Raw genomic sequence first — 21697 nt, 5'->3', positions numbered from 1 at the left:
TGGATGCGCCGCGCTTAAATTCTCATCGGCATCACGACGTACTTGAAGCCGGCTTCGCCTTCGCTGGTCAGCAGCATGCTGCTGTTGGCATCGCCCAGCGACAGGGTGATTTCCTCGCTATTGAGCGCACCCAGGCCATCGAGCAGATAGGTCACGTTGAAGCCGACGTCCAGCGGGTCCCCGTTGTAGCTGACTTCGATTTCATCGGCGGCCTCTTCCTGTTCGTTGTTGTTGCAGACAATGCCCAGCGTGTTCTCGCTCATCACCAGGCGCACGCCGCGAAACTTCTCGTTCGATAGAATCGCCGCACGCTGCAAGGCCTGTATCACGCTCTGACGGTTCGCCTTGAGGTGGCGCGGATGGCTGGCCGGGATGACGCGATGGTAATCGGGAAATTTGCCGTCCACCACCTTGGTGACCAGTTCGGTACCGGACAGGGTGATGGTGACCTGATTGGCGCCGATGCGCAGTTCGACCGGATCCTCCACATCGCTCAAAAGCTTGGAGAGTTCGACCACGGTCTTGCGCGGAATGATGACTTCGCGCGCCTCGGCTCCGGTTTCGAGCTGGGTTTCTGCATAGCTCAGACGGTGCCCATCGGTGGCCACCACGCGCAACTGCGTGCCATCCAGCACCAGCAACATACCGTTGAGATAATACCGGATGTCCTGGCTGGCCATGGCGAACTGCACCAGCTGCAGCAGGCGCTTCAGTGTTTTTTGCGGCAGGCGGATCGTCTCGCCCAGCCCCGCACCGGTTTCAACCCGCGGAAAATCAGCGGCCGGCAGGGTTTGCAGGGTGAAGCGCGATTTGCCCGCGCTCACCACCACCTGGCTGTCCTTGGTGTCGAGCTTGATCTTGGCGGTGTCCGGCAGCGCACGAACGATGTCGAACAGCTTGCGTGCCGCGATGGTGATGGCAAAGTCTTCGCCTGCTTCCGCACTGTCCAGCTGCGTGCTGACCTGCAACTCGAGGTCGGTCGCCAGCACTGTAAGCGTGCCGTTTTTTTTCTCCAACAGCAGGTTGGACAGGATAGGCAGGGTGTGACGTCGTTCGACCACCCCGACCACAGCCGAGAGGGAAGTCAGAAGTGCGTTGCGTTCGCTTTGTACTAATAGCATTTATATATACCTGAGAGTCATAATAAAGGCGGCTTAAAACTGGGGATAAGCTTTTTTACCTAATTAAAATAACCGCTTATGTTAATTTTTTGGTGTGGGTAACACCTTGGCTAAGTGGGAGAGGTGGGGATAGTTTTTCTCCATTCGCCGCACGGCCCGACTTATCCACATTTCATCCTCAGCCTGTCAGGCTTTGTAACAACACCAGATAATCACGTCCGATGTCGGCTTGCGTCTCGCGCAATTCGGCAACTTTGCGGCAGGCGTGAATGACCGTGGTGTGGTCGCGCCCGCCGAACGATTCGCCGATCTCGGGGAGGCTCTGGTTGGTCAGTTCCTTCGCCAGGGCCATCGCGATCTGACGGGGACGCGCCAGATTGCGCGTGCGCTTTTTGGAAAACATGTCGGCGACCTTGATCTTGTAAAAGTCGGCGACGGTTTTCTGGATGTTCTCGATCGACACGATACGCGAGGTCGATGCAATCAGATCGCGTAGCGCTTCCTTCACCAGTTCCAGGGTGATCGGTTTTTCATGGAAACGTGAAAATGCGATGACCCGTTTCAAGGCGCCTTCCAGCTCACGCACGTTGGAACGAACCTGTTTGGCGATGAAGAAGGCGACGTTCTCGTCGAGCTTGACGTTTTCGGCCTGTGCCTTGGCCAACAGGATGGCCACCCGCATTTCCAGTTCCGGCGGCTCGACAGCGACTGTCAGGCCCCAGGCAAAGCGCGATTTCAGCCGGTCGTCGAGCCCGCTGATTTCCTTGGGGAAAGTGTCGCAGGTGATGACGATCTGTTTCTTGTTTTCGATCAACGAGTTGAAAACGTAGAAAAATTCTTCCTGTGTGCGGTCTTTCTTGGCCAGGAACTGGATGTCGTCGATCAGCAACAGGTCCAGTGACATGTAGCGCCGCTTCAGGTCATCGAACTGCTTGTTCAGATAGGCCTTGACCACATCGTCCACATAATCGTTGGCGTGGATATAGCTGATGCGTGCGTTCGGGTTGGCCTGGCGCACCGTGTTGCCGATCGCCTGCAGCAGGTGGGTCTTGCCCAGGCCCACCCCGCCGTAGACGAACAGCGGGTTGTAGGCCACCCCGGGGTTGTTGGCGATCTGCAGGGCGGCAGCGCGCGCCAGCTGGTTGGCGCGGCCGGAGACGAAGTTGTCGAAATTAAACCCCGGATTGATGCGCAGGCCAATCTGGGCCGGTGCCATGGCAGCGGCCGGCGCAGGCGCTGCATATTGCACAGAGGCAGGGGCCGTGGGCGCGCGCGGGGTGCTGCTTTTTTTGCCCAACGCATAGGTGATGGCGACCGGATGTGCGTAAAACTCCTGCGCCCACCCCTCGATATGCTCGGCAAATTTTTCGCGCACCCAGTCCATCACGAAATGGTTGGGCGCCAGAATTCGCACGTCACCCCCCGCATCGTCAAAGACCAGGGGTTTGATCCATGTGCTAAATTGCTGCTGGGTCAGGTTGGCGCGGAAGCGCTCTTGGCAAAGGTCCCAGAAGGAATCCATAGTCGAGGGGTGGGGGGCGGTAAGCTGCATGGGATTCAAATACGAATCTTACTCTCCTTTGACCAGGTTATCCACAGGCCAGATGGACCGGGAACAGCAGGGCCTTCCTATATCAACTTGACATCCTCCCAGCCGGAAGGGTTTAATACGCGGTTTTTCAACAAATTTTTTTGTGTTCGGCCAACCTCCCGCAGGATCCGGTCGGCACCCGCCAGAAAGGATAGTCATGAAACGCACTTATCAACCCTCCACCGTCCGTCGCAAGCGCACCCACGGTTTCCGCGCCCGCATGAAAACCAAGGCAGGCCGCGCCATCATCAACGCACGCCGCGCCAAGGGCCGCGAGCGTCTGGCAGTCTGACCGACACGCACCCCGACACGCTTCGCGACGTGCGCCTGCGCGACGCGCGGCTAGTTGCCAAGGCTGATTTCGATCGGGTGTTTGCCGACAACCAGCGCGCCAGGACCGACTATGTGGTGGTAATGGCGCGGCCCAACCTGGTGGGTTATCCGCGCCTGGGAATGGTGATTGCCAAACGCCTGCTTGCGCGGGCGGTCGACCGCAACCGCGTCAAGCGCTGCGTGCGGGAAAGCTTCCGGCAGGTACTGCCGGAGCTCCCTGCATGTGATTTCGTCGTTCGCCTGATCGCCAAGCCGGTTCGCGGCGACGAGGCACGCGATTTGTCACGCACCTTTAAACGTGCCGGCAACCGTGCCATGGCAAAATGGCCAATGGCTCCGGTGAGCGAAATCGCGCCGGAATTCTCTTCCAACTAACGCGTCCCGTCTCATGGATAACCAGCGGCTGATCCTTTTTATCGTCTTTTCTTTTTCGCTGCTTTTGCTATGGGAAGCCTGGCAGGACAAAAGCGCGCCGGTGCCGACCGCGCCTTCTGTGATGGACGCGCCTGTTACGGGCGTACCGACGCCCAGCGAGGCCCTGAAAGCGACCGCGCCACCCGCAACCCCATCGAGCGGTTTTGGCAGGGGCCCGCGTGCCGTGGTGGAAACCGACGTGTTGCGCGCCACCATCGATGGCAACGGCGGCGACCTGCGCGAACTGCAATTGCTGTCGTATCGCGAAACGGAAGACAGGAATCAGGTTTTCACCTTGTTCGAGGACAGTCAGACGCAGCCTTATCTGGCGCAAAGCGGCCTGGTTGGGGAAGGCCTGCCGACGCACCGCAGCGTGTTTCAGCTCAACCCCGGCACCTATCGCCTGACCCGTGGTGCAGCGCAGCTGGAAGTGCCGCTGGTGTGGGTCGACCCTGCCACCGGCGTGCGCGTCGAAAAAACCTATATTTTCAAGCGCGGCAGCTATCAGATCACCGTCAGAACCCGCGTCATCAACGGTGGCACCGAGCCCATCGATCTGACCCCGTACTACCAGTTCACCCGCCACGGCGAAGCGCCGCGCGGTGAATCCTTCTTCCTCTACACTTTCACGGGCCCGGCGTTTTACACTGACGCCAAGAAATTCCAGAAGGTCAAGTTCAAGGACATTCAGGCTGGCAAGGCCGACTTCGAGAAAACCGCCGATAACGGCTGGGTCGGGATGGTGCAGCACCACTTCGTGTCGGCCTGGTTGCCCAAGGGCAGCGTCAAGCGCGAGTATTACACCCGCGCATTAGGCGACGGCCTGTATTCCGCCGGGATGATTGTGGCCGAAGGCACGCTCGAACCCGGCCAGCAAAAGACGTTCACGGTCCCGCTGTATGCCGGGCCGCAGACCCAGACCATGCTGGAAAAAACCGCGCCGGGGCTCGACCTGGTGCGCGACTACGGCTGGCTCACGCCGCTGGCTTATCCGATTTACTGGTCGCTGGAAAAAATCGAGCGCCTGGTCGGCAACTGGGGCTGGGCCATCATCATTTTGACCTTCCTCCTCAAGCTGGCGCTGTACCCGCTGTCGGCGGCGGGCTACAAGTCGATGGCTAAGATGAAGAAGCTGACCCCGCGCCTGCAGAAGCTGAAGGAAACTTACGGCGACGACCGTGCCAAACTGCACCAGTCGATGGCGGAGATGTACAAGACCGAGAAAATCAATCCGCTCGGCGGCTGCCTGCCCATCCTGATCCAGATTCCGGTGTTCATCGCGCTGTACTGGGTGTTGCTCGCGGCGGTCGAAATGCGCGGCGCGCCCTGGCTGGGCTGGATCACCGACCTGACCGCGCCTGATCCGTGGTACATCCTGCCAGTCGTCATGGGCATCACCTCGATCCTGCAGGTCAAGCTGAACCCGCAGCCGATGGATCCGATGCAAGCCAAGATCATGATGATCATGCCGGTGGCGTTTACCGTGATGTTCATTTTTTTCCCGGCTGGCCTGGTGTTGTACTGGGTCGTCAACAACATCCTGTCCATCGCGCAGCAGTGGATGATCAACAGGCAGGTTGTGGGCGGTGACAAACCTGCCTCCGCCAAGACCTGAGCTGATTGCCGCCATCGCCACCGCCCCCGGGCGCGGTGGGGTGGGGGTGGTTCGGGTGTCGGGCGCGGAAATCGCCCCGCTTGCCGCAGCGATTCTCGGACGCGTACCTGAGCCGCGCCGTGCCACATTTACCCGTTTTCTCGATGGCGATGGCGAGGTGCTCGACGAGGGCATCGCGCTCTACTTTGCCGCGCCGCATTCATTCACCGGCGAAAATGTGCTGGAGCTGCAGGGGCACGGCGGGCCGGTGGTGCTCAATCTGATCCTGCAGCGCTGTATCGAGCTTGGTGCACGGCTGGCCGAGCCGGGCGAGTTTTCCCGGCGCGCGTTTCTCAACGGCAAGCTCGATCTGGCGCAGGCCGAGGCGGTGGCCGATCTGATCGATGCGGCGTCCACCGAGGCCGCTCGCTCGGCGGTGCGCTCGCTCTCGGGTGCGTTCTCGGCGCGGATTGCCGAGCTGGTCGAGGCGGTGACCCGCTTGCGCATGCTGGTCGAAGCCACGCTGGATTTTCCCGAAGAAGAAATCGATTTTTTGCGCGACGCCGCCGCCTTTGGCCGGCTCGATGTCATCGATGCCCGCCTGCGGGCGGTGCGCTCCCAGGCCAGGCAGGGCGCGTTGCTGCGTGAAGGTCTGACGGTGGTGCTGATCGGCCAGCCGAACGTCGGTAAGTCGAGCCTGATGAACCAGCTGGCCGGATTCGAGGCGGCGATCGTCACCGAGATCGCCGGCACCACGCGCGACACCGTGCGCGAGGCGATCCAGATCGAGGGCGTGCCGCTGCACCTCATCGACACCGCCGGCCTGCGCGACACCGACGACCTGGTGGAACAGCTTGGCATCGCCCGCACCTGGGCGGCGGTGGAAAAGGCCGATGTGGCGTTGCTGCTGGTCGACGCTGCGCACGGCGTCGGCGAACGCGAGGCAGCGATCCTGCAACGCTTGTCTGGTGTGGCGCGGCTGACCCTCCACAACAAGATCGACGTCACCTTTGATGCGCCGCGCGCGATGGGCGACGAAATCTGGCTGTCCGCCAAGACTGGTGCCGGGGTCGAACTGCTGCGCGAAAAACTGCTTGAAGCGGCTGGCTGGCAGGCCGTCGGCGAGGGCGCCTTTATGGCGCGCGCGCGTCACCTCGACGCGCTCGAACGTGCCGCCCGCCACCTTGCCGTAGCGCGCGTATCGGCCGCGCAACTCGAGTTGCTTGCCGAGGAACTGCGGCTGGCGCAGGCGGCCCTGTCGGAAATCACCGGCGAATTCACCGCCGATGATCTGCTGGGCGAAATCTTCAGCAAGTTTTGCATCGGCAAGTAATCGACCGTCCAGACTTTTTCCCGAGCGCGTCAGCGCTTATGCTTGAAACGTGTTCCCTCCCTCAGGACTGTCAGTCATGCTGACCTGGCGTTGCATCGCCGACGAACTCAAGACCCATCGCGCGCGTCTGCTGCAGGCCAACCTGATTGCGTTGCTGGCCGTCACCGCTTCGGTGCCGGTGCCGCTCTTGCTGCCGCTGATGGTCGACGAGGTGCTGCTGCAGCATCCGGGAAAAATGGTCGCCGCCATTGGTGCGTGGTTTCCGGTCGCGTGGCACGGCCCGGTGCTGTTCATCGGCGCTGCGCTGCTGCTGACGGTGGTGCTGCGGCTGACGGCCATTTTGCTCAACGTGTGGCAGGGGCGGACGTTTTCGCTGCTGGCCAAGGAAGTGGTGTATCGGATCCGGGTGCGCATGCTGAACCGCCTGTCGCGCATCGCGCTGTCGCAGTTCGAGACGGTGGGTGCAGGGCGGGTGACTTCGCATTTCGTGACCGACCTCAATGCCATCGACAGCTTCCTCGGCGCCTCGGTTTCGGGCCTGGTGGTGTCGATGCTGACCTTGGTCGGCGTCGCCGCGGTGCTGTTCTGGATGCACTGGCAGCTGGCGCTTTTCATCCTGCTGCTGAACCCCATCGTGATCCTGTTTTCGACCAAGCTCGGTAAGCGGGTGAAGGACCTGAAAAAGTTCGAGAACCGCGCGTTCGAGGTGTTTCAGGACGCGCTCTCTGAAACGCTCGATGCCTTGACCCAGATCCGTGCGATGAACCGCGAGAAGCATTATCTGGCGCGGGTGACCGGGAAGGCCGCCGACATCCGCCAGCATGCGGCGGCGTTCGCCTGGAAGTCGGACGCGATGAGCCGGTTTTCCTTCTTCGTGTTTCTTGCGGGCTTTGACGCCTTCCGTGCCGGCGCGATGCTGATGGTGGTGTTTTCCGATCTCTCCATCGGCCAGATGCTGGCGGTATTCGGCTACCTCTGGTTCATGATGACGCCGGTGCAGGATCTGGTGAACATGCAGTATGCCTGGTACGCCGCCAACACCGCGCTGGGGCGCATCAACGCGTTGCTCGGCCTCGCCAGCGAGCCGCAGCATCCGGTGCTGCGCGACCCCTTTTCCGGCCAGACCACCGTCGGCATTGCGCTTGACCACGTGAGCTTTGCCTACGACGAGGGCGAGACGGTGCTCGACGACGTCAGCCTGACGGTGGCGACGGGCGAGAAGGTGGCGCTGGTGGGCGCCTCCGGTGGCGGCAAATCGACCCTGGTGCAGGCCTTGCTGGGGCTGTATCCGGTGAAGTCCGGGCAGATTTTCTATGGCGACGCGCCGGTGACCGAGATCGGCTGGGAAACGGTGCGCGAACACGTCGGCGTGGTGCTGCAGCACCCGGTGCTGTTCAACGACAGCGTGCGCGCCAACCTCACGCTGGGGCGCGAGGCCGACGATGCCGTGCTGTGGCAGGCGCTGGCAATCGCCCAGCTGAAGGATTTCATCGCCGCGCTGCCGCACGGGCTGGATACGGCAGTGGGGCGCCAGGGCGTGCGCATGTCGGGCGGCCAGCGGCAACGCCTGGCGATCGCGCGCATGATTGTCGCCAACCCCAAGATCGTCATCCTCGACGAGGCCACCTCGGCGCTCGACAGCGACACCGAACGGCGCCTGCATCAGGCGCTAAGCGGGTTTCTGGCCGGGCGCACCACGCTCATCATTGCTCACCGCCTGTCGGCGGTGAAACAGGCCGACCGCATTCTGGTGTTCGAGAACGGCCGGGTGGTGGAAGTGGGCGGTCACGATGAACTGATCAACCGCGGTGGCCTGTATCACAAGCTGTATCACCCCGCCTGAGATCATTTCAAACCAGGCCGCCCTAATTACAGCGTTTTCTGATATACTTTTTTGAGTTGTGCATACAGCAGTGGGCAGGTCAGGCTTTTGCCGCCGTGCCTCGGGACTGTTCTCACAGCCCCATCGTCTTCGACCTCTCTTTTGTGCTCCGGTTATTTTTGACAGCCGGCAGTGGCAAGTCTTGTGGTTGGCGCCGATGTGATCGACGCGACCCGTTGGGCGGTCAGGAATTAATACATTCCAAACGCCGCTTATATTCCGGTTCGTATTTTATGACCTGTTCGGTATTGAACCGGGCGCAGGTCTGCTTTGCGCGTTTGAGCGCACTAAAAAGGTATTGTCATGAGCTTTTCCGAACTTGGGCTTGATCCCCTTCTCCTTAAATCCGTGTTGGCTTCGGGCTACGAAAACGCCACGCCGGTGCAGCAGCAGGCGATCCCCGCTGCGCTGACCGGCCGCGATCTGCTGGTGTCGTCGCACACCGGCAGCGGCAAGACCGCAGCATTCATGCTGCCGTCGATCCAGCGTCTGCTGGTCGAGTCGACCAGCAAAAGCATGGGCCCGCGCGTACTGGTGCTGACGCCGACGCGCGAACTCGCGCAGCAGGTCGAAAAAGCGGCCATCACCTATGGCAGCGAAGTGCGCCGTTTCCGCACCGCCTGCCTGGTCGGCGGCTCGCCGTATGGCCTGCAGCTGAAGCGCCTGTCCCAGCCGGTGGACGTGGTGGTGGCGACCCCGGGTCGCCTGATCGACCATCTGGAGCGTGGCAAGATCGACTTCTCGCGCCTGGAAGTGCTGGTGCTCGACGAAGCCGACCGCATGCTCGACATGGGTTTTGTCGACGACATCAAGGCCATCGCCGCGCGTTGCCCGAAAGAGCGCCAGACGCTGCTGTTCTCGGCTACGCTCGATGGCGTGGTGGGCAACCTGGCGCGCGAACTGACCCGCGATGCACAGCGCATCGAGATCGCGGCAGAAGCCAAGCAGGAAGCCAAGATCGAGCAGCGGCTGTTGTTTGCCGACAACATGGACCATAAAAACCGCCTGCTCGACGCGCTGCTGCGCGGCGTGGAGATGACGCAGGCCATCGTGTTCGCCTCGACCAAGCGCAGCACCGAGGAAATTTCCGACCTGCTGGCCGAGAGTGGCTTTGCCTCCGACGCGTTGCATGGCGACATGCAGCAGGGTCAGCGCAACCGTGCACTGCAGCGCCTGCGAGAAGGCCGGACCCGCGTGCTGGTGGCCACCGACGTTGCCGCGCGAGGCCTTGACATAGCGGGCATTAGCCACGTCATCAACTTCGATCTGCCGCGGCAGGCCGAGGATTATGTTCACCGCATTGGCCGCACCGGCCGTGCCGGCCGCACCGGCATCGCAGTGAGCTTCGCCGGCATGCGCGAAGTCGGCCTGGTACGCAATATCGAGCGCTACACCGGCAGCCGTATCGAGGTCCACACCATGCCTGGGCTGGAACCCAGCCAGAAGCCGACTGCCGGTCGCCCTGCAGCAGCGGGACGTCCGCGCAGCAACGCGAGCCCGCGCGGCGGATTTGGCGACAAGCGCAGCGAACCACGCAGCTACGGCGACCGTCCGCCGCGCGGCGACAGCCGTGACAACCGCGACCGGGGCTACCGTGCCGATGCGCGCCCCAGCGGCGACCGCCCGGCCCGCAGCGATGCGCCGCCGCGCGGCAATCGTGCCGATGGCGCCCCGCACGGCCCGTTCGGCGGCGCCCCACGCGCCGCGTATGGCGACCGTCAGCCGCGCAACGAGGGGTATCGGGGTGCTGATGCACAGGCTGCGCCCAAAGCCGAAGTCAACGGCAACAGCGTCGAATACTGGGAAAAGCGCGAGCGCGAGGCCAAGGCCAAAGCGGCCGCCCCCCGCAGCTACGGTGACCGCGGCAACAGTGCGCGTCCCGGCCAGCCGCGCAGCGGCGGCAATGAAAACCGGGGCGGCGGCAATCGCGTCGGCGTGCGGGGACGTTTCAAGGACTGATCGCTCAAGCGGTTAGCGGCAGTAGAAAGGGGGTTTCACGTGAAACCCCCTTTTTTATTGCCCGTGTTCCTGCCGATGCTGGTTAGATCCCTGCGGCATCTCCGCAGCCAACCCTGAAGGCTGGCCGCCGGTTATTGGAAGGAGTCGGCTTGTGCCAGGCTGTTGACGTGGCAGACCTGGTTTCTGCCGTTGGCCTTGGCGGCATAGAGCGTGCGATCCGCCTGGGCGAGCAGTGTCTCCAGGATCAGGGACGTGTCGCGCTTATGCACTTGAGGTGTGCAGGTGGTGACGCCGATGCTGGCTGTGATGGTGCTTTTCGTGTTCTTGATGGCCGCAGTGGCCAGCCGCAGCCGCTCGGCCGCCGCGATGCTTTCGGCGTCGCTCGCGCCAAGGACGGCAACGACAAATTCCTCGTCGCCATAGCGCGCCACGATGTCGTTCCCCCGCGCGGTGGCCTTGAGGGCGGCAGCGACCATTTTCAGCACATGATCGCCTTCGGCGTGGCCGAAGCGGTCGTTCACCTCCTTGAAGTGATCCAGGTCGATCATCAACAGGGCGGCGCTTTCCTTTCTGCGGCGCGCGGTTCTGAGCATCTGCGCGGCGTGCTCGTGAAATGCGCGCCGGTTGAGCAGGCCGGTCAGACTGTCCCGGTTGGCAAGTTCCTTCAGTTCCGCGTGCAATTTCTGGAGTTCCGCGGTCTGTTGCCTGAGCTTGTCGGCCGCTGCCTTGCGTTCGGTGATGTCGCGCGCGACGCAGAGGGTAAAGTGGCGGCCGGCAATGAGCATCGGGCTCAGCATGATGTCGACCGGCAACTCGCTGCCGTCCTTGCGCCGGGCAAATAACTCGACGGCGGCGCCCATCGGCCGGCTGTGCGACTCGGCCATGAACCCGGCACGGTGGCCGACATGGCGTGCGGCGAAGCGGGACGGGACCAGCATTTCGACAGGCTGGTCGATCAACTCGCTGCGGTCGTAGCCAAACAGGGTCTCGGCCTGGGCGTTCGCCAGGGTGATGCGCCCCGCCTGATCGACCAGGAGCTGGGCGATCAGGCGGGGATTCAAAAATGCGTTGATAGACTTTCATCAGGAGCCGTACGCAAAAAATGCGTTTTAGTTTGAGTGATCGGCACTGCGTCGCGCTTCGTCAGGCGTAGGGAAGCCGCTTATGACGCGACACGACCACCACTACGGGGCGTCCCATTTTTGAGACAATGCCGGATTGACGGTACGCATGGCAGCAAGAATAGGTGGTGTCATTACGCGTGCAGCCACCCGCATCATTGCACCGGTCATTCGCTGCATCATGTCAAAATCCTGGAAGGAGCTTTAGCCTATATGCCTCTGGACCGTTTTCAGTTTTTCCTGCCTAACTCTTTATGATCAACGAGAGAAGGAGTTGAATCATGAAAGCGACGGAAACCAACCTGCTGGACTGGCAGAAACGGTACGGAACGGAAGAAGCCTGCGCGCAGGCACTGGCGCGGCAACGCTGGCCTGAAGGGTTCCGTTGCCCGCGCTGCGGGCATGATCATGGCTATGTCATCAGCACGCGCCATTCCTGCGAATGCTCCCAGTGCCATTACCAAGCCTCGCGCACGGCGGGGACGCTGTTTCACTCCACCAACCTGCCCCTGAGCAAGTGGTTCTGGGCGATCTACCTGGCGGCCTCGGACAAGGGCGGCATTTCTGCCGCGCGTCTTTCCAAACAGATTGGGGTTTCCTGGATCACGGCCAGCCGGATGCTGCGCAAGATCCGCATTGCCATGGGACACCGGGACAGCATTTATCGGCTGCACGATCTGATCGAGATTGACGATGCCTTGGTGGGCGGTCGTCGCAGCGGAAAGCGAGGCCGCGGCGCCGAGGGCAAACCCCCGGTACTGGTGGCGATTGAAAATCGGGACAAACGTGCCGGGTTTATCGCCATGCAGCAGGTCGCTGCCGTCACCCGTGAAACGGTAGCGCAGTTTGTTCAACGTCATCTCCCACCCGGTCAGCTAGTGCGTAGCGATGCGCTGTCTGCCCTGGTGGAAATCGGCAAGACTCAGCACCATGCCGCACGGGTGACGCCGCCCGACAAGGCGGGCGAATGGCTGCCTTGGGTGCATATTGCCATCGGCAACCTCAAGGCGTTTTTGCTGGGCACCTATCACGGCGTATCGTCCAAATATCTGCAAGAGTATCTCAATGAGTTCTGCTACCGGTTCAACCGGCGCGAGTGGGAAGCCGAATTGCCATTACGCCTGCTCAACGCCTGCCTGACGCACACTCAGGTCAAACTGAAAATGGTATAGAGGCATATAAAATATTGCCCGGGCCTCCCACGCTGCCCTCAATCGCGGATAATTCCGCCCCCTACCTTTAGATCCCCCTGATCCATGCCGCTGCTTACCTTTGACCGACTTGAACTCGCCTATGGCCACTGGCCGCTGCTCGACGGCGCTTCGCTGGTGGTCGATGCGGGCGAGCGCATCGGCCTGATCGGCCGCAACGGCACCGGCAAGTCCAGCCTGCTGAAAATCATCGCCGGAATCAACCCGCCGGATGCCGGGGATGTCTGGCGCAAACCGGCCTTGAAGCTTGCGTACGTGCCGCAGGAGCCGCAGTTTCAGCCCGGCCATACCGTATTCGAAGCTGTGGCCGAAGGCGTCGGCGAGGCGCAACGCCTGCTCGCCGATTACCACGCCGCCGCCCACCGTGTGGCCGAGGGGGATATGGACGCGTTTGAAGACCTTGAGCGGCTGTCGCATGAGCTCGAAATCCACGATGCCTGGCGGCTCAACAGCCGGGTGGAGGAAACCCTGCAGCGACTGGGGTTGGACGCCGAGCAAGCGGTCGATACCTTGTCCGGCGGCCTTAAAAAACGCGTTGCGCTGGCGCGTGCACTGGTGACCGACCCCGAATTGCTGTTGCTGGACGAGCCCACCAACCATCTCGATTTTTCAGCAATCGAGTGGCTGGAGGGCCTGCTCAAGGACTTCAAGGGTGCGCTGCTGTTCATTACCCACGACCGGCGCTTTCTGGACAACGTCGCCAACCGCATCGTCGAACTCGATCGCGGCCAGTTGCGTGAATACCAGGGCAACTTCACGGCCTATCAGGCCAAAAAAGCCGAACAGCTGGAAATCGAGGCGGTGCATAACCGCAAGTTCGACAAATTCTGGAAGCAGGAGGAGGTCTGGATCCGCAAGGGCGTGCAGGCCAGGCGCTGCCGCGACGAAGGCCGGGTGCGGCGACTCGAAGCTTTGCGCCTCACGCGCGAGGCACGCATGGGCCGCGCCGGGCAGGTCGGCTTCCAGATTGACGCGGGCGACCGTTCCGGCAAGGTGGTGGCCGAGCTCGAGCATGTCACCTACGGCTACGATGACCGGATATTGATCCGTGACTTTTCCGGTACGGTGCTGCGCGGCGACAAGCTGGGCCTGCTCGGCCCCAACGGCGCAGGCAAAACCACCCTGATTCGCCTGATTCTGGGCGACCTGAAGCCGCAGTCCGGCACGATCAAGCAAGGGACCAAGCTCGAAGTGGCCTACTTCGACCAGTTTCGCAACCAGTTGAACGATGACGCGACGCTGATCGACACGATTGCGCCCGGCTCCGATTTTGTCGAAATCGGCGGGCAGAAAAAGCACGTCATCAGCTATCTGGAAGACTTTCTGTTCCCCGCCGAGCGGGCGCGCGCCAAGGTGTCGGCGCTGTCCGGCGGCGAGCGCAACCGGCTGCTGCTGGCGCGCCTGTTCGCCCGCCCCGCCAACCTGCTGGTGCTGGACGAGCCGACCAACGACCTCGACATCGACACCCTGGAGTTGCTGGAGCAGTTGCTGCAGGAGTACAGCGGCACCGTGCTCATCGTCTCGCACGACCGCACCTTCCTCGACAACGTCGTCACCCAGTCCATCGTATTCGAGGGCGACGGCAAGCTGACCGAAATCGTCGGCGGCTATGCCGACTGGCAGGCGTGGAAAGCGCAGCAAACCAAGGCCGCCCAGCAATCCGCCGGCACCAGGACTTCACCGACAACCGCATCGGCCAAGCCTGCAGCCAAATCCAGTTTTAGCTACAAGGAGGCGCGCGAGTTGGAGGCTTTGCCCGTGCAGATTCAGGCGCTGGAAACCGAGCAGGGGGTGCTTGCGGCCAAGCTGGCCGACCCCGTGCTGTATCAAGACCAGCCGCAGGAAGCGACAGCGCTGCATGCCCGCTCCGAGGCCATCGAGGCCGAATTGCTCGACGCGCTGGCACGCTGGGAGGCGCTGGAGGCGAAACAGGCCGGCTAGCGAGGATGTTTCACGTGAAACGAAAGCCGGCAGCGGGTAAAATGCGCCCATGAATTTCCCTGAATCTTTTGATGTCATCGTCGTCGGCGGTGGCCACGCCGGCACCGAGGCCGCGCTGGCGGCCGCGCGCATGGGCGTGAAGACGTTGCTGCTGACGCACAACATCGAAACCCTGGGCGCGATGTCGTGCAACCCGTCGATCGGCGGCATCGGCAAGGGGCACCTGGTCAAGGAAGTCGACGCGCTGGGCGGCGCGATGGCGCTGGCTACCGACGAGTCGGGGATACAGTTCCGTACGCTCAACTCGTCCAAGGGTCCGGCGGTGCGCGCCACCCGGGCGCAGGCTGACAGGCTGCTGTACAAGGCGGCGATCCGGCAGCGGCTGGAAAACCAGCCCAATCTCACGCTGTTCCAGCAGGCGGTGGACGATCTGCTGCTCGACGGCGACCGCGTCGTCGGCGTGAAAACCCAGCTCGGCATCGTGTTCGGCGGCCGCACGGTGGTACTGACCGCCGGCACCTTCCTTGGCGGCCTGGTGCACGTCGGGCTGGAAAACTTCCAGGCCGGGCGTATGGGTGACCCGCCCTCGGTGTCGCTGGCCGCGCGCCTGCGCGAACTGAACCTGCCGGTCGGCCGCCTGAAAACCGGCACCCCGCCGCGTATCGACGGCCGCACCATCGATTTCAGCCAGACCCAGGCGCAGCCGGGCGACGACCCGGCGCCGGCGTTTTCCTTCATGGGCGACGCGGCGAGGCATCCCGCGCAGCGCCCATGCTGGATCACCCACACCACGGCGGAAACGCACGAAATCATCCGCGGCGGCCTTGACCGTTCGCCGATGTACACCGGCGTGATCGAAGGGGTGGGGCCGCGCTATTGCCCGTCGATCGAGGACAAGATCACCCGCTTCGCCGACAAGACCAGCCACCAGATATTCCTCGAACCCGAGGGACTGACCACCCACGAGATCTATCCCAACGGCATTTCGACCTCGCTGCCGTTCGACGTCCAGCTGGCGATCGTGCGTTCGATTCCCGGGCTGGAGCGGGCGCACATCCTGCGGCCTGGCTACGCCATCGAATACGACTATTACGACCCGCGCAACCTCAAGGCCTCGCTCGAGACCAAGTCGATCGCCGGCCTGTTTTTCGCCGGACAGATCAACGGCACCACCGGCTATGAAGAGGCCGCGGCGCAGGGCCTGCTGGCGGGCATCAATGCCGCTTTGCAGGCGCAGGAAAAAGACGCGTGGCGTCCCGGGCGGCATGAAGCCTATCTCGGGGTGCTGGTCGACGACCTCATCACGCGTGGGGTCTCCGAGCCCTACCGCATGTTCACCAGCCGTGCTGAATACCGCCTGCAGTTGCGCGAGGACAATGCCGACATGCGGCTGACCGAAATCGGGCGTGATCTCGGTCTGGTCGACAACGCACGCTGGGATGCCTTCAGCCGCAAGCGTGACGCGGTCGCGCGCGAGACCGAGCACCTCAAGGCAACCTGGGTCAACCCCGCCATCCTGCCGGCCGAGGACGCCACCCGGCTCATCGGCCAGCCGATCGACCATGAATACAGCCTGTTCGAGTTGCTGCGCCGGCCCGATCTGAGCTATGCGCAGGTGCTCGCGCTGCCCGGCGGCGGGGCTGGGGAGGCCGATCAGCGCGTGGCCGAGCAGGTCGAGATCGCCGCCAAATACCAGGGCTACATCGATCGCCAGAACGACGAGGTCGAAAAACAGCGCGGGCAGGAAGCCCTGCGGCTGCCGCCCGACCTCGACTACAGCCTGTTCACCGGCCTGTCGATGGAGGTGCGCCAGCGTCTGCAGAAGGCGCGTCCCGAAACGCTGGGGCAGGCTGCGCGGCTGCAAGGGATGACGCCGGCGGCAATTTCGGTGCTGCTGGTGTACGCCAAGCGCGGTTTCGCGCCAGATAAAACCCAGCGCGGCTTCAAGCCGGACGAACACAAGCAAAGCGCATGACGGTCGAACAACAGTTAACGGCGGGCATCGCCGCCTTGGGTCTCACCTTGCCCGAAGGCGCCAAGGCAAAGCTGCTGGCCTATCTGGCACTGCTGGGGAAGTGGAACCGCGTCCACAACCTGACCGCGGTGCGCGACGCTGAGCGCATGGTCAGCCACCATCTGCTGGACTCGTTGGCGGCGGTTCCCTTCTTTCAGGGTGAAACCGTGCTTGACGTCGGTAGTGGCGGCGGGTTGCCGGGTATCCCGCTGGCGATCGCGCGGCCCGACTTGCAGGTGACGCTGATCGACAGCGTCGCCAAGAAGACCGCTTTCTTGCTGCAGGCCAAGGCCGAACTGGTTCTGAGCAATCTGAATGTGATCACGGGCCGGGTGGAGGATTACCAGCCTAATGCACGTTTTGATGTCATCATCTCGCGCGCGTTTTCCGACCTCAAGGAATTCGTCACGCTGACCCGTCATCTCCTCAAACCCACTGGCCGCTGGCTGGCGATGAAAGGGTTGATGCCGCACGAAGAGATCGCATTATTGCCGGACTGGGTGAAAGTGAGCGCTAACCACGCGCTCGTGGTCCCCGGCCTGGAGGTGAGCCGCCACTTGATCGTTCTGGAGCCTGTTTAATGAGCCGAATCCTGGCAATTGCGAATCAGAAGGGTGGCGTCGGCAAGACGACGACGGCGGTCAACCTGGCCGCGAGCCTGGCCGAACTCGGCCAGCGCGTGCTGCTGGCCGACCTCGACCCGCAGGGCAACGCGACCATGGGCGCGGGCATCGAAAAGCGCAGCGCGCTGCCGACGGTGTACCAGATCCTGCTCAACCAGGTGAGCGTGCGCGACGCGCGGATGCGCTCCGAACCGGGACATTTCGACGTCATCCCGGCCAACCGCGAACTCGCCGGCGCGGAAATCGATCTGGTGAACCTGGAGCAGCGCGACCTGCGACTGAAGGCGGCGCTGGCGCAGGTCGCCGACGACTACGATTTCATCCTGATGGATTGCCCGCCGACGCTGAATCTGCTGACCGTCAACGCGTTTGCGGCGGCCGAGGCGGTGCTGATCCCGATGCAGTGCGAGTACTACGCGCTGGAAGGGCTGACCGATCTGGTCAACACGATCAAAAAGGTCAAGCAGCGGCTTAATCCCGGCATCCGCATCGAGGGCCTGCTGCGCGTGATGTTCGACCCGCGCAGCACGCTGGCGCAGCAGGTGTCGGATCAGATCAAGCAGCATTTCGGTGACAAGGTGTACGACACCGTGATCCCGCGCAACGTGCGGCTGGCCGAGGCGCCCAGCCACGGGCTGCCGGTGCTGGCCTACGACCGCCAGTGCAAGGGCGCGAAGGCGTATATGGAACTGGCCGAGGAAACGCTCAGGCGTGCCGGCATCACAGCAGGGGAAACAGCATAATGGCCAAACTCAAGGGACTCGGGCGCGGGCTCGACGCGCTGCTGGGCGGCGAAGACAGCGCGCCGCCGCCGCAGGGCGACCTGCGCATGATGCATGTGACGCAACTGGTGCCCGGCAAATACCAGCCGCGCACGCAGATGGACAGCGAATCGCTGCAGGAGCTGGCTGATTCGATCCGCGCACAGGGGCTGATGCAGCCGATTCTGGCGCGTGAAGTCGCGACCGGCTATGAAATCATCGCCGGCGAGCGGCGCTGGCGCGCGGCGCAACTGGCCGGCCTCGCCGAAATCCCCGTGCTGGTGCGCGAGGTTGCCGACGACGCGGTGGCGGCGATGACGCTGATCGAAAACATCCAGCGCGAGGATCTCAACGCCATTGACGAGGCGCACGGCATGCAGCGCCTGATACACGAATTCGGCATGACGCACGACGCGGTGGCGCAGGCGGTCGGCAAGTCGCGCGCGACGGTGTCCAACCTGCTGCGTTTGCTCAATCTGTCGCATCCGGTGCAGGACATGGTCACCGCAGGCCTCATCGAAATGGGCCACGCGCGCGCGCTGTTGCCTTTGCACGCAACCGCTCAGCGTGAGCTGGCGCACGAAATCGAAACCCGCGGCCTGTCGGTGCGCGAGGTCGAGCGCAGGGTGGCGCGGCTGAAAGACGCCGTTGCTGCACCGGCCAAACAGGCCGTCTCGCGTGATGTGATCCGTCTGGAAGAGGCGCTGTCCGATGCGCTGGGGATGACCGCCCACGTGCATGCCAACAGCAAGGGCAGCGGCAGGCTGACGCTGCAATTTGCCAGTGCGGACGAGCTGCAGGGCTTGCTGCAAAGGCTGGGAATCCAGCTGTAATGTGGTGCCGTTGTGGGCCGCCAATTGTTGGCTATAGAACATCATTAGGGCACTTCTATCAATTGTCATCGCGAGGAGCGTAGCGACGCGGCGATCCAGAAATGCCCGCTTAATCAATGCGCTGGATTGCCGCGCTTCGCTCGCAATGACAAAACGGGCATTTATAGAAGTCCCCATTACATTACATAGCGAAATTCATCATCAAGCTGTTTGATGATTGCATAGACCTCACTGATTCAGTATCATGCCCGGCTAATGTTCACCGGCATTCATACCGGCACCCGGCGGGTGGCGCTGGCGCAAGCGGGCCTCGCGCCGATCGCTGCCCTGATAGGGGGGGTGTTTGCCGGAATCGAGGCGGGATTCGCCATGTTGTATGGCGCACTGGTGGCGCTGGCGGTCAGCGTAGTGCTGGTCTGGCGCGAGCGGCAGTCGATGCGGCACCCTGAATGGGACCAGCACCGCTTGTTCAAGTTGTTCATCCGTGCCGGGGTTGAGCGGCTGGTGCTGCTGGTGGGTTTGTTGGTTGTGGGCCTCGGGGTGCTGAATCTGGCGCCCTTGCCATTGTTGCTGGGGCTGCTGCTGGCCCAGCTTGGCTGGCTGGCCGCAGCGACAAGCCGCAACAGTAAGTAAAAAGAATTGTTTGCCCACCGGGTTTTGTCAAGGTTGGTTTTGAATGGGGGCGCGCCGCGTGTCCATCCAAAACCCACTTATTGAATTTGATCACTATGGCTTCGGAATACCATTCCTCTGGCGAGTACATCAAGCACCACCTGCAAAACCTGACCTATGGCCAGCATGCCGATGGCACCTGGGGCATCGCTTCCGGCGCCGAAGAGGCCGCGGCCATGGGCTTCTGGGCAATCAACGTCGACAGCATGCTGTTCTCGATCGGTCTCGGCGTCCTGTTCCTGTTTTTCTTCCGCATGGCGGCCAAAAAGGCCACCGTCGGGGTGCCGACCGGCTTGCAGAATTTTGTCGAGTGGGTCATCGAGTTCATCAACAGCACGGTGCGCGGCTCCTTCTCGCACCAGAATGCGCTGGTCGCGCCGCTGGCGCTGACCGTGTTCCTGTGGGTGTTCCTGATGAACATGATGGACCTCATTCCGGTTGACTGGCTGCCCTATGCCGCGTCGATGGCGGGGGTGCCGTTCCTGAAAGTAGTGCCGACGACCGACCCCAACGTGACGTTCGGAATGTCGCTGTCGATCTTCTTCCTGGTGCTGTACTACAGCGTCAAGATGAAAGGCGCGGGCGGCTTCTTCTCCGAGCTGGCGTTCCAGCCTTTCCCAAAATTCCTGTTCCCGGTCAACCTGCTGCTCGAGGGCGTGGGCCTGATCGCCAAACCGATTTCGCTGGCACTGCGTCTGTTCGGCAACATGTACGCCGGCGAAATGATCTTCATCCTGATTGCGCTGATGTATGGCGGCGGGTGGATTCTGGCTGCGTTCGGCGGGGTGCTGCAGTGGGCGTGGGCGGTGTTCCACATCCTCATCATCACCCTGCAGGCCTTCATCTTCATGACCCTGACCATCGTTTATCTGGACATGGCTCACGCAGAGCATCATTGATTTCGGTTGTACTTAACCAGTTTCTGTTTCAACTTTAATTTTTACTTTTAGGAGCAACAAATGGAAATGACTCAAGCAGTGCTGTATATCGCTGGCGCCCTGATGATGGGTTTGGGTGCGCTCGGCGCGGCCGTGGGCATCGGCATCCTTGGTGGCCGCTTCCTTGAAGGCGCTGCCCGTCAGCCCGAACTGATCCCGATGCTGCGTACCCAGTTCTTCATCGTCATGGGTCTGGTTGACGCCGTGCCAATGATCGCCGTCGGTCTGGCCATGTACGTTCTGTTTGCCGTTGCCGGTTAATTCGCGGGTTGATACGGAACTTGTTTAACCCCCGTCTCATTAATTAAGGTGCGGATATGAATTTCAACGCAACTTTGATCGGCCAGTCCATCACGTTCATCCTCTTCGTGTGGTTCTGCATGAAGTTCGTGTGGCCGCCGATCATGAACGCGCTCGAAACGCGCAAGAAACAGATCGCCGACGGCCTGGCCGCGGGCGACCGCGGCAAGCACGAACTGGAGCTGGCTGCCAAAAAAGCCGCTGACAAGCTGCGCGACGCCAAGGCGCAAGCTGGCGAAGTGATTGCGCAGGCGGACAAGCGCGCGGCTCAGATCATCGAGGAAGCGAAAATCGCGGCCAAGGAAGAAGGCGAGCGTCAGCTTGCCGCAGCCCAGGCCAATATCGCACAGGAAACCAACCGTGCACGCGAAAGTCTGCGTGATCAGGTGGCTGCACTGGCCGTGGCCGGTGCGGAAAAAATCCTGCGCCGCGAAGTCAACGCGCAAACCCACGCTGACCTGCTGGGCCAGCTGAAAGCCGAGCTGTAAATCATGAGCGAACTGTCTACCCTGGCACGTCCCTACGCCGAAGCGGTATTCCGCCTGGCACAGGGCGAAAAAGACCTGGCGGGTTGGTCGTCACGCCTGCAATCGCTGGCGCTGATCGTGTCGGATGCCCAGGTGGCGCGTCTGATCGCCGACCCTGCGGTGTCGACCGGTCGTGTGGCCGGCCTGATCATCGAGGTGGCCGGTAGCGATCTCGGCGAACGCGGGGGCAACTTTGCCAAGGTGTTGGCCGAAAACGACCGCCTGTCGCTGCTGCCGGAAATCGGCGCGCAGTTCGAGACCCTGAAGGCAAACGCCGAAGGCACCCTCGAGGCCACCATCACCAGCGCGCAGGAATTGACGCAGGCGCAGCTCGACGATCTGGTGGCCGGCCTCAAGACCAAGTTCAACCGCGCAGTGAACGTGCAGGTGGCGGTCGATCCTGAACTGATCGGCGGCGCGGTGATTGCCATCGGCGACCAGGTGATAGACGGCTCGGTGAAGGGGCGGCTGCAGCGCATGTCCTTCGCTCTTCAGGCTTAAGGCGCGGCCAGGCTCATCCAACTCATCT

At 62.3% G+C, this 21697-nt stretch carries 20 protein-coding genes; 17 read left to right on the top strand and 3 right to left on the bottom strand.

Features of this window, described 5'->3' with window-relative positions; translation table 11 throughout:
- Positions 1-14: 14 nt before the first annotated feature.
- Together dnaN and dnaA are read right to left on the bottom strand one after the other, a co-directional pair.
- Positions 15-1121, bottom strand: a complete 1107-nt coding sequence (gene dnaN / locus ABW22_RS10090) for a DNA polymerase III subunit beta (RefSeq protein ID WP_059755778.1) — start codon at positions 1119-1121, stop codon at positions 15-17.
- A 178-nt stretch (positions 1122-1299) separates the two neighbouring features.
- On the bottom strand, positions 1300-2643 hold the full coding sequence (dnaA, locus tag ABW22_RS10085; protein ID WP_059755776.1) for a chromosomal replication initiator protein DnaA: 1344 nt from the start codon (positions 2641-2643) through the stop codon (positions 1300-1302).
- A 226-nt stretch (positions 2644-2869) separates the two neighbouring features.
- Between dnaA and rpmH the strand changes: the two genes are divergently transcribed.
- The 6 genes from rpmH (at position 2870) to ABW22_RS10055 (ending at position 10227) form a co-directional block, all read left to right on the top strand.
- Positions 2870-3004, top strand: coding sequence for a 50S ribosomal protein L34 (gene rpmH, locus ABW22_RS10080; RefSeq protein ID WP_059755773.1), 135 nt, complete (start codon positions 2870-2872; stop codon positions 3002-3004).
- 29 nt (positions 3005-3033) lie between these two features.
- A complete protein-coding gene (rnpA, locus tag ABW22_RS10075) occupies positions 3034-3420 on the top strand; it encodes a ribonuclease P protein component (RefSeq protein ID WP_059755770.1) in 387 nt (128 codons plus the stop codon).
- Positions 3421-3433: 13 nt separating this feature from the next.
- Complete coding sequence (gene yidC / locus ABW22_RS10070; protein WP_059755768.1) at positions 3434-5074, top strand: membrane protein insertase YidC; 1641 nt, start codon at positions 3434-3436, stop codon at positions 5072-5074.
- Complete coding sequence (gene mnmE / locus ABW22_RS10065; protein ID WP_082708726.1) at positions 5046-6386, top strand: tRNA uridine-5-carboxymethylaminomethyl(34) synthesis GTPase MnmE; 1341 nt, start codon at positions 5046-5048, stop codon at positions 6384-6386. Before yidC ends, mnmE begins: the two co-directional genes overlap by 29 nt.
- 76 nt (positions 6387-6462) lie before the next feature.
- Positions 6463-8229, top strand: a complete 1767-nt coding sequence (locus tag ABW22_RS10060) for an ABC transporter ATP-binding protein (protein WP_059755765.1) — start codon at positions 6463-6465, stop codon at positions 8227-8229.
- A gap of 342 nt (positions 8230-8571) precedes the next feature.
- Positions 8572-10227 (top strand): DEAD/DEAH box helicase, encoded by a 1656-nt coding sequence (locus tag ABW22_RS10055; protein WP_059755763.1) that lies wholly within the window; start codon positions 8572-8574, stop codon positions 10225-10227.
- A gap of 131 nt (positions 10228-10358) precedes the next feature.
- Here ABW22_RS10055 and ABW22_RS10050 read toward each other — a convergent pair whose 3' ends face one another.
- On the bottom strand, positions 10359-11288 hold the full coding sequence (locus tag ABW22_RS10050) for a GGDEF domain-containing protein (RefSeq protein ID WP_237763299.1): 930 nt from the start codon (positions 11286-11288) through the stop codon (positions 10359-10361).
- Between the two features lie 341 nt (positions 11289-11629).
- On the opposite strand from ABW22_RS10050, the gene ABW22_RS10045 reads away from it, so the two are divergent.
- From ABW22_RS10045 to ABW22_RS09995, 11 genes are all read left to right on the top strand, one after another.
- The gene (locus ABW22_RS10045) at positions 11630-12520 is read left to right on the top strand and encodes an IS1595-like element ISThde1 family transposase (protein ID WP_059755760.1); all 891 of its coding nucleotides are present in this window, start codon (positions 11630-11632) and stop codon (positions 12518-12520) included.
- A gap of 84 nt (positions 12521-12604) precedes the next feature.
- Positions 12605-14500, top strand: a complete 1896-nt coding sequence (locus ABW22_RS10040; protein WP_059755757.1) for an ATP-binding cassette domain-containing protein — start codon at positions 12605-12607, stop codon at positions 14498-14500.
- Between the two features lie 49 nt (positions 14501-14549).
- A complete protein-coding gene (mnmG, locus tag ABW22_RS10035) occupies positions 14550-16475 on the top strand; it encodes a tRNA uridine-5-carboxymethylaminomethyl(34) synthesis enzyme MnmG (RefSeq protein WP_059755755.1) in 1926 nt (641 codons plus the stop codon).
- Complete coding sequence (gene rsmG / locus ABW22_RS10030; RefSeq protein ID WP_059755752.1) at positions 16472-17095, top strand: 16S rRNA (guanine(527)-N(7))-methyltransferase RsmG; 624 nt, start codon at positions 16472-16474, stop codon at positions 17093-17095. Before mnmG ends, rsmG begins: the two co-directional genes overlap by 4 nt.
- Positions 17095-17880, top strand: a complete 786-nt coding sequence (locus tag ABW22_RS10025; protein WP_059755749.1) for a ParA family protein — start codon at positions 17095-17097, stop codon at positions 17878-17880. The genes rsmG and ABW22_RS10025 overlap by 1 nt, the downstream gene beginning before the upstream one ends.
- A complete protein-coding gene (locus tag ABW22_RS10020) occupies positions 17880-18731 on the top strand; it encodes a ParB/RepB/Spo0J family partition protein (protein WP_059755747.1) in 852 nt (283 codons plus the stop codon). The genes ABW22_RS10025 and ABW22_RS10020 overlap by 1 nt, the downstream gene beginning before the upstream one ends.
- Before the next feature lie 255 nt (positions 18732-18986).
- Positions 18987-19364: an ATP synthase subunit I gene (locus ABW22_RS10015; protein WP_059755744.1), complete on the top strand. Its 378-nt coding sequence runs from the start codon at positions 18987-18989 to the stop codon at positions 19362-19364.
- 95 nt (positions 19365-19459) lie between these two features.
- A complete protein-coding gene (gene atpB, locus ABW22_RS10010) occupies positions 19460-20302 on the top strand; it encodes a F0F1 ATP synthase subunit A (RefSeq protein ID WP_059755742.1) in 843 nt (280 codons plus the stop codon).
- Positions 20303-20362: 60 nt separating this feature from the next.
- The gene (gene atpE, locus ABW22_RS10005; RefSeq protein ID WP_018509318.1) at positions 20363-20602 is read left to right on the top strand and encodes a F0F1 ATP synthase subunit C; all 240 of its coding nucleotides are present in this window, start codon (positions 20363-20365) and stop codon (positions 20600-20602) included.
- Positions 20603-20658: 56 nt separating this feature from the next.
- Positions 20659-21129 (top strand): F0F1 ATP synthase subunit B, encoded by a 471-nt coding sequence (locus tag ABW22_RS10000; RefSeq protein ID WP_059755739.1) that lies wholly within the window; start codon positions 20659-20661, stop codon positions 21127-21129.
- 3 nt (positions 21130-21132) lie between these two features.
- Positions 21133-21669 (top strand): F0F1 ATP synthase subunit delta, encoded by a 537-nt coding sequence (locus ABW22_RS09995; RefSeq protein WP_059755735.1) that lies wholly within the window; start codon positions 21133-21135, stop codon positions 21667-21669.
- The last annotated feature ends 28 nt before the right edge of the window (positions 21670-21697 follow it).

Origin of the sequence: Thiobacillus denitrificans (assembly GCF_001530125.1) — a bacterium.
Taxonomy (GTDB): Bacteria; Pseudomonadota; Gammaproteobacteria; order Burkholderiales; family Thiobacillaceae; genus Thiobacillus; species Thiobacillus denitrificans_C.
Note: the sequence above shows the minus strand (reverse complement) of the source record. Positions and strands in the feature narration are given on the sequence as shown.

Coding starts and splice junctions, on each gene's coding strand:
- dnaN (WP_059755778.1), bottom strand. CDS start 1,121: ATGCTATTAGTACAAAGCGAACGCAACGCACTTCTGACTTCCCTCTCG.
- dnaA (WP_059755776.1), bottom strand. CDS start 2,643: ATGGATTCCTTCTGGGACCTTTGCCAAGAGCGCTTCCGCGCCAACCTG.
- rpmH (WP_059755773.1), top strand. CDS start 2,870: ATGAAACGCACTTATCAACCCTCCACCGTCCGTCGCAAGCGCACCCAC.
- yidC (WP_059755768.1), top strand. CDS start 3,434: ATGGATAACCAGCGGCTGATCCTTTTTATCGTCTTTTCTTTTTCGCTG.
- ABW22_RS10060 (WP_059755765.1), top strand. CDS start 6,463: ATGCTGACCTGGCGTTGCATCGCCGACGAACTCAAGACCCATCGCGCG.
- ABW22_RS10055 (WP_059755763.1), top strand. CDS start 8,572: ATGAGCTTTTCCGAACTTGGGCTTGATCCCCTTCTCCTTAAATCCGTG.
- ABW22_RS10045 (WP_059755760.1), top strand. CDS start 11,630: ATGAAAGCGACGGAAACCAACCTGCTGGACTGGCAGAAACGGTACGGA.
- ABW22_RS10040 (WP_059755757.1), top strand. CDS start 12,605: ATGCCGCTGCTTACCTTTGACCGACTTGAACTCGCCTATGGCCACTGG.
- mnmG (WP_059755755.1), top strand. CDS start 14,550: ATGAATTTCCCTGAATCTTTTGATGTCATCGTCGTCGGCGGTGGCCAC.
- rsmG (WP_059755752.1), top strand. CDS start 16,472: ATGACGGTCGAACAACAGTTAACGGCGGGCATCGCCGCCTTGGGTCTC.
- ABW22_RS10025 (WP_059755749.1), top strand. CDS start 17,095: ATGAGCCGAATCCTGGCAATTGCGAATCAGAAGGGTGGCGTCGGCAAG.
- ABW22_RS10020 (WP_059755747.1), top strand. CDS start 17,880: ATGGCCAAACTCAAGGGACTCGGGCGCGGGCTCGACGCGCTGCTGGGC.
- ABW22_RS10015 (WP_059755744.1), top strand. CDS start 18,987: ATGTTCACCGGCATTCATACCGGCACCCGGCGGGTGGCGCTGGCGCAA.
- atpB (WP_059755742.1), top strand. CDS start 19,460: ATGGCTTCGGAATACCATTCCTCTGGCGAGTACATCAAGCACCACCTG.
- atpE (WP_018509318.1), top strand. CDS start 20,363: ATGGAAATGACTCAAGCAGTGCTGTATATCGCTGGCGCCCTGATGATG.
- ABW22_RS10000 (WP_059755739.1), top strand. CDS start 20,659: ATGAATTTCAACGCAACTTTGATCGGCCAGTCCATCACGTTCATCCTC.
- ABW22_RS09995 (WP_059755735.1), top strand. CDS start 21,133: ATGAGCGAACTGTCTACCCTGGCACGTCCCTACGCCGAAGCGGTATTC.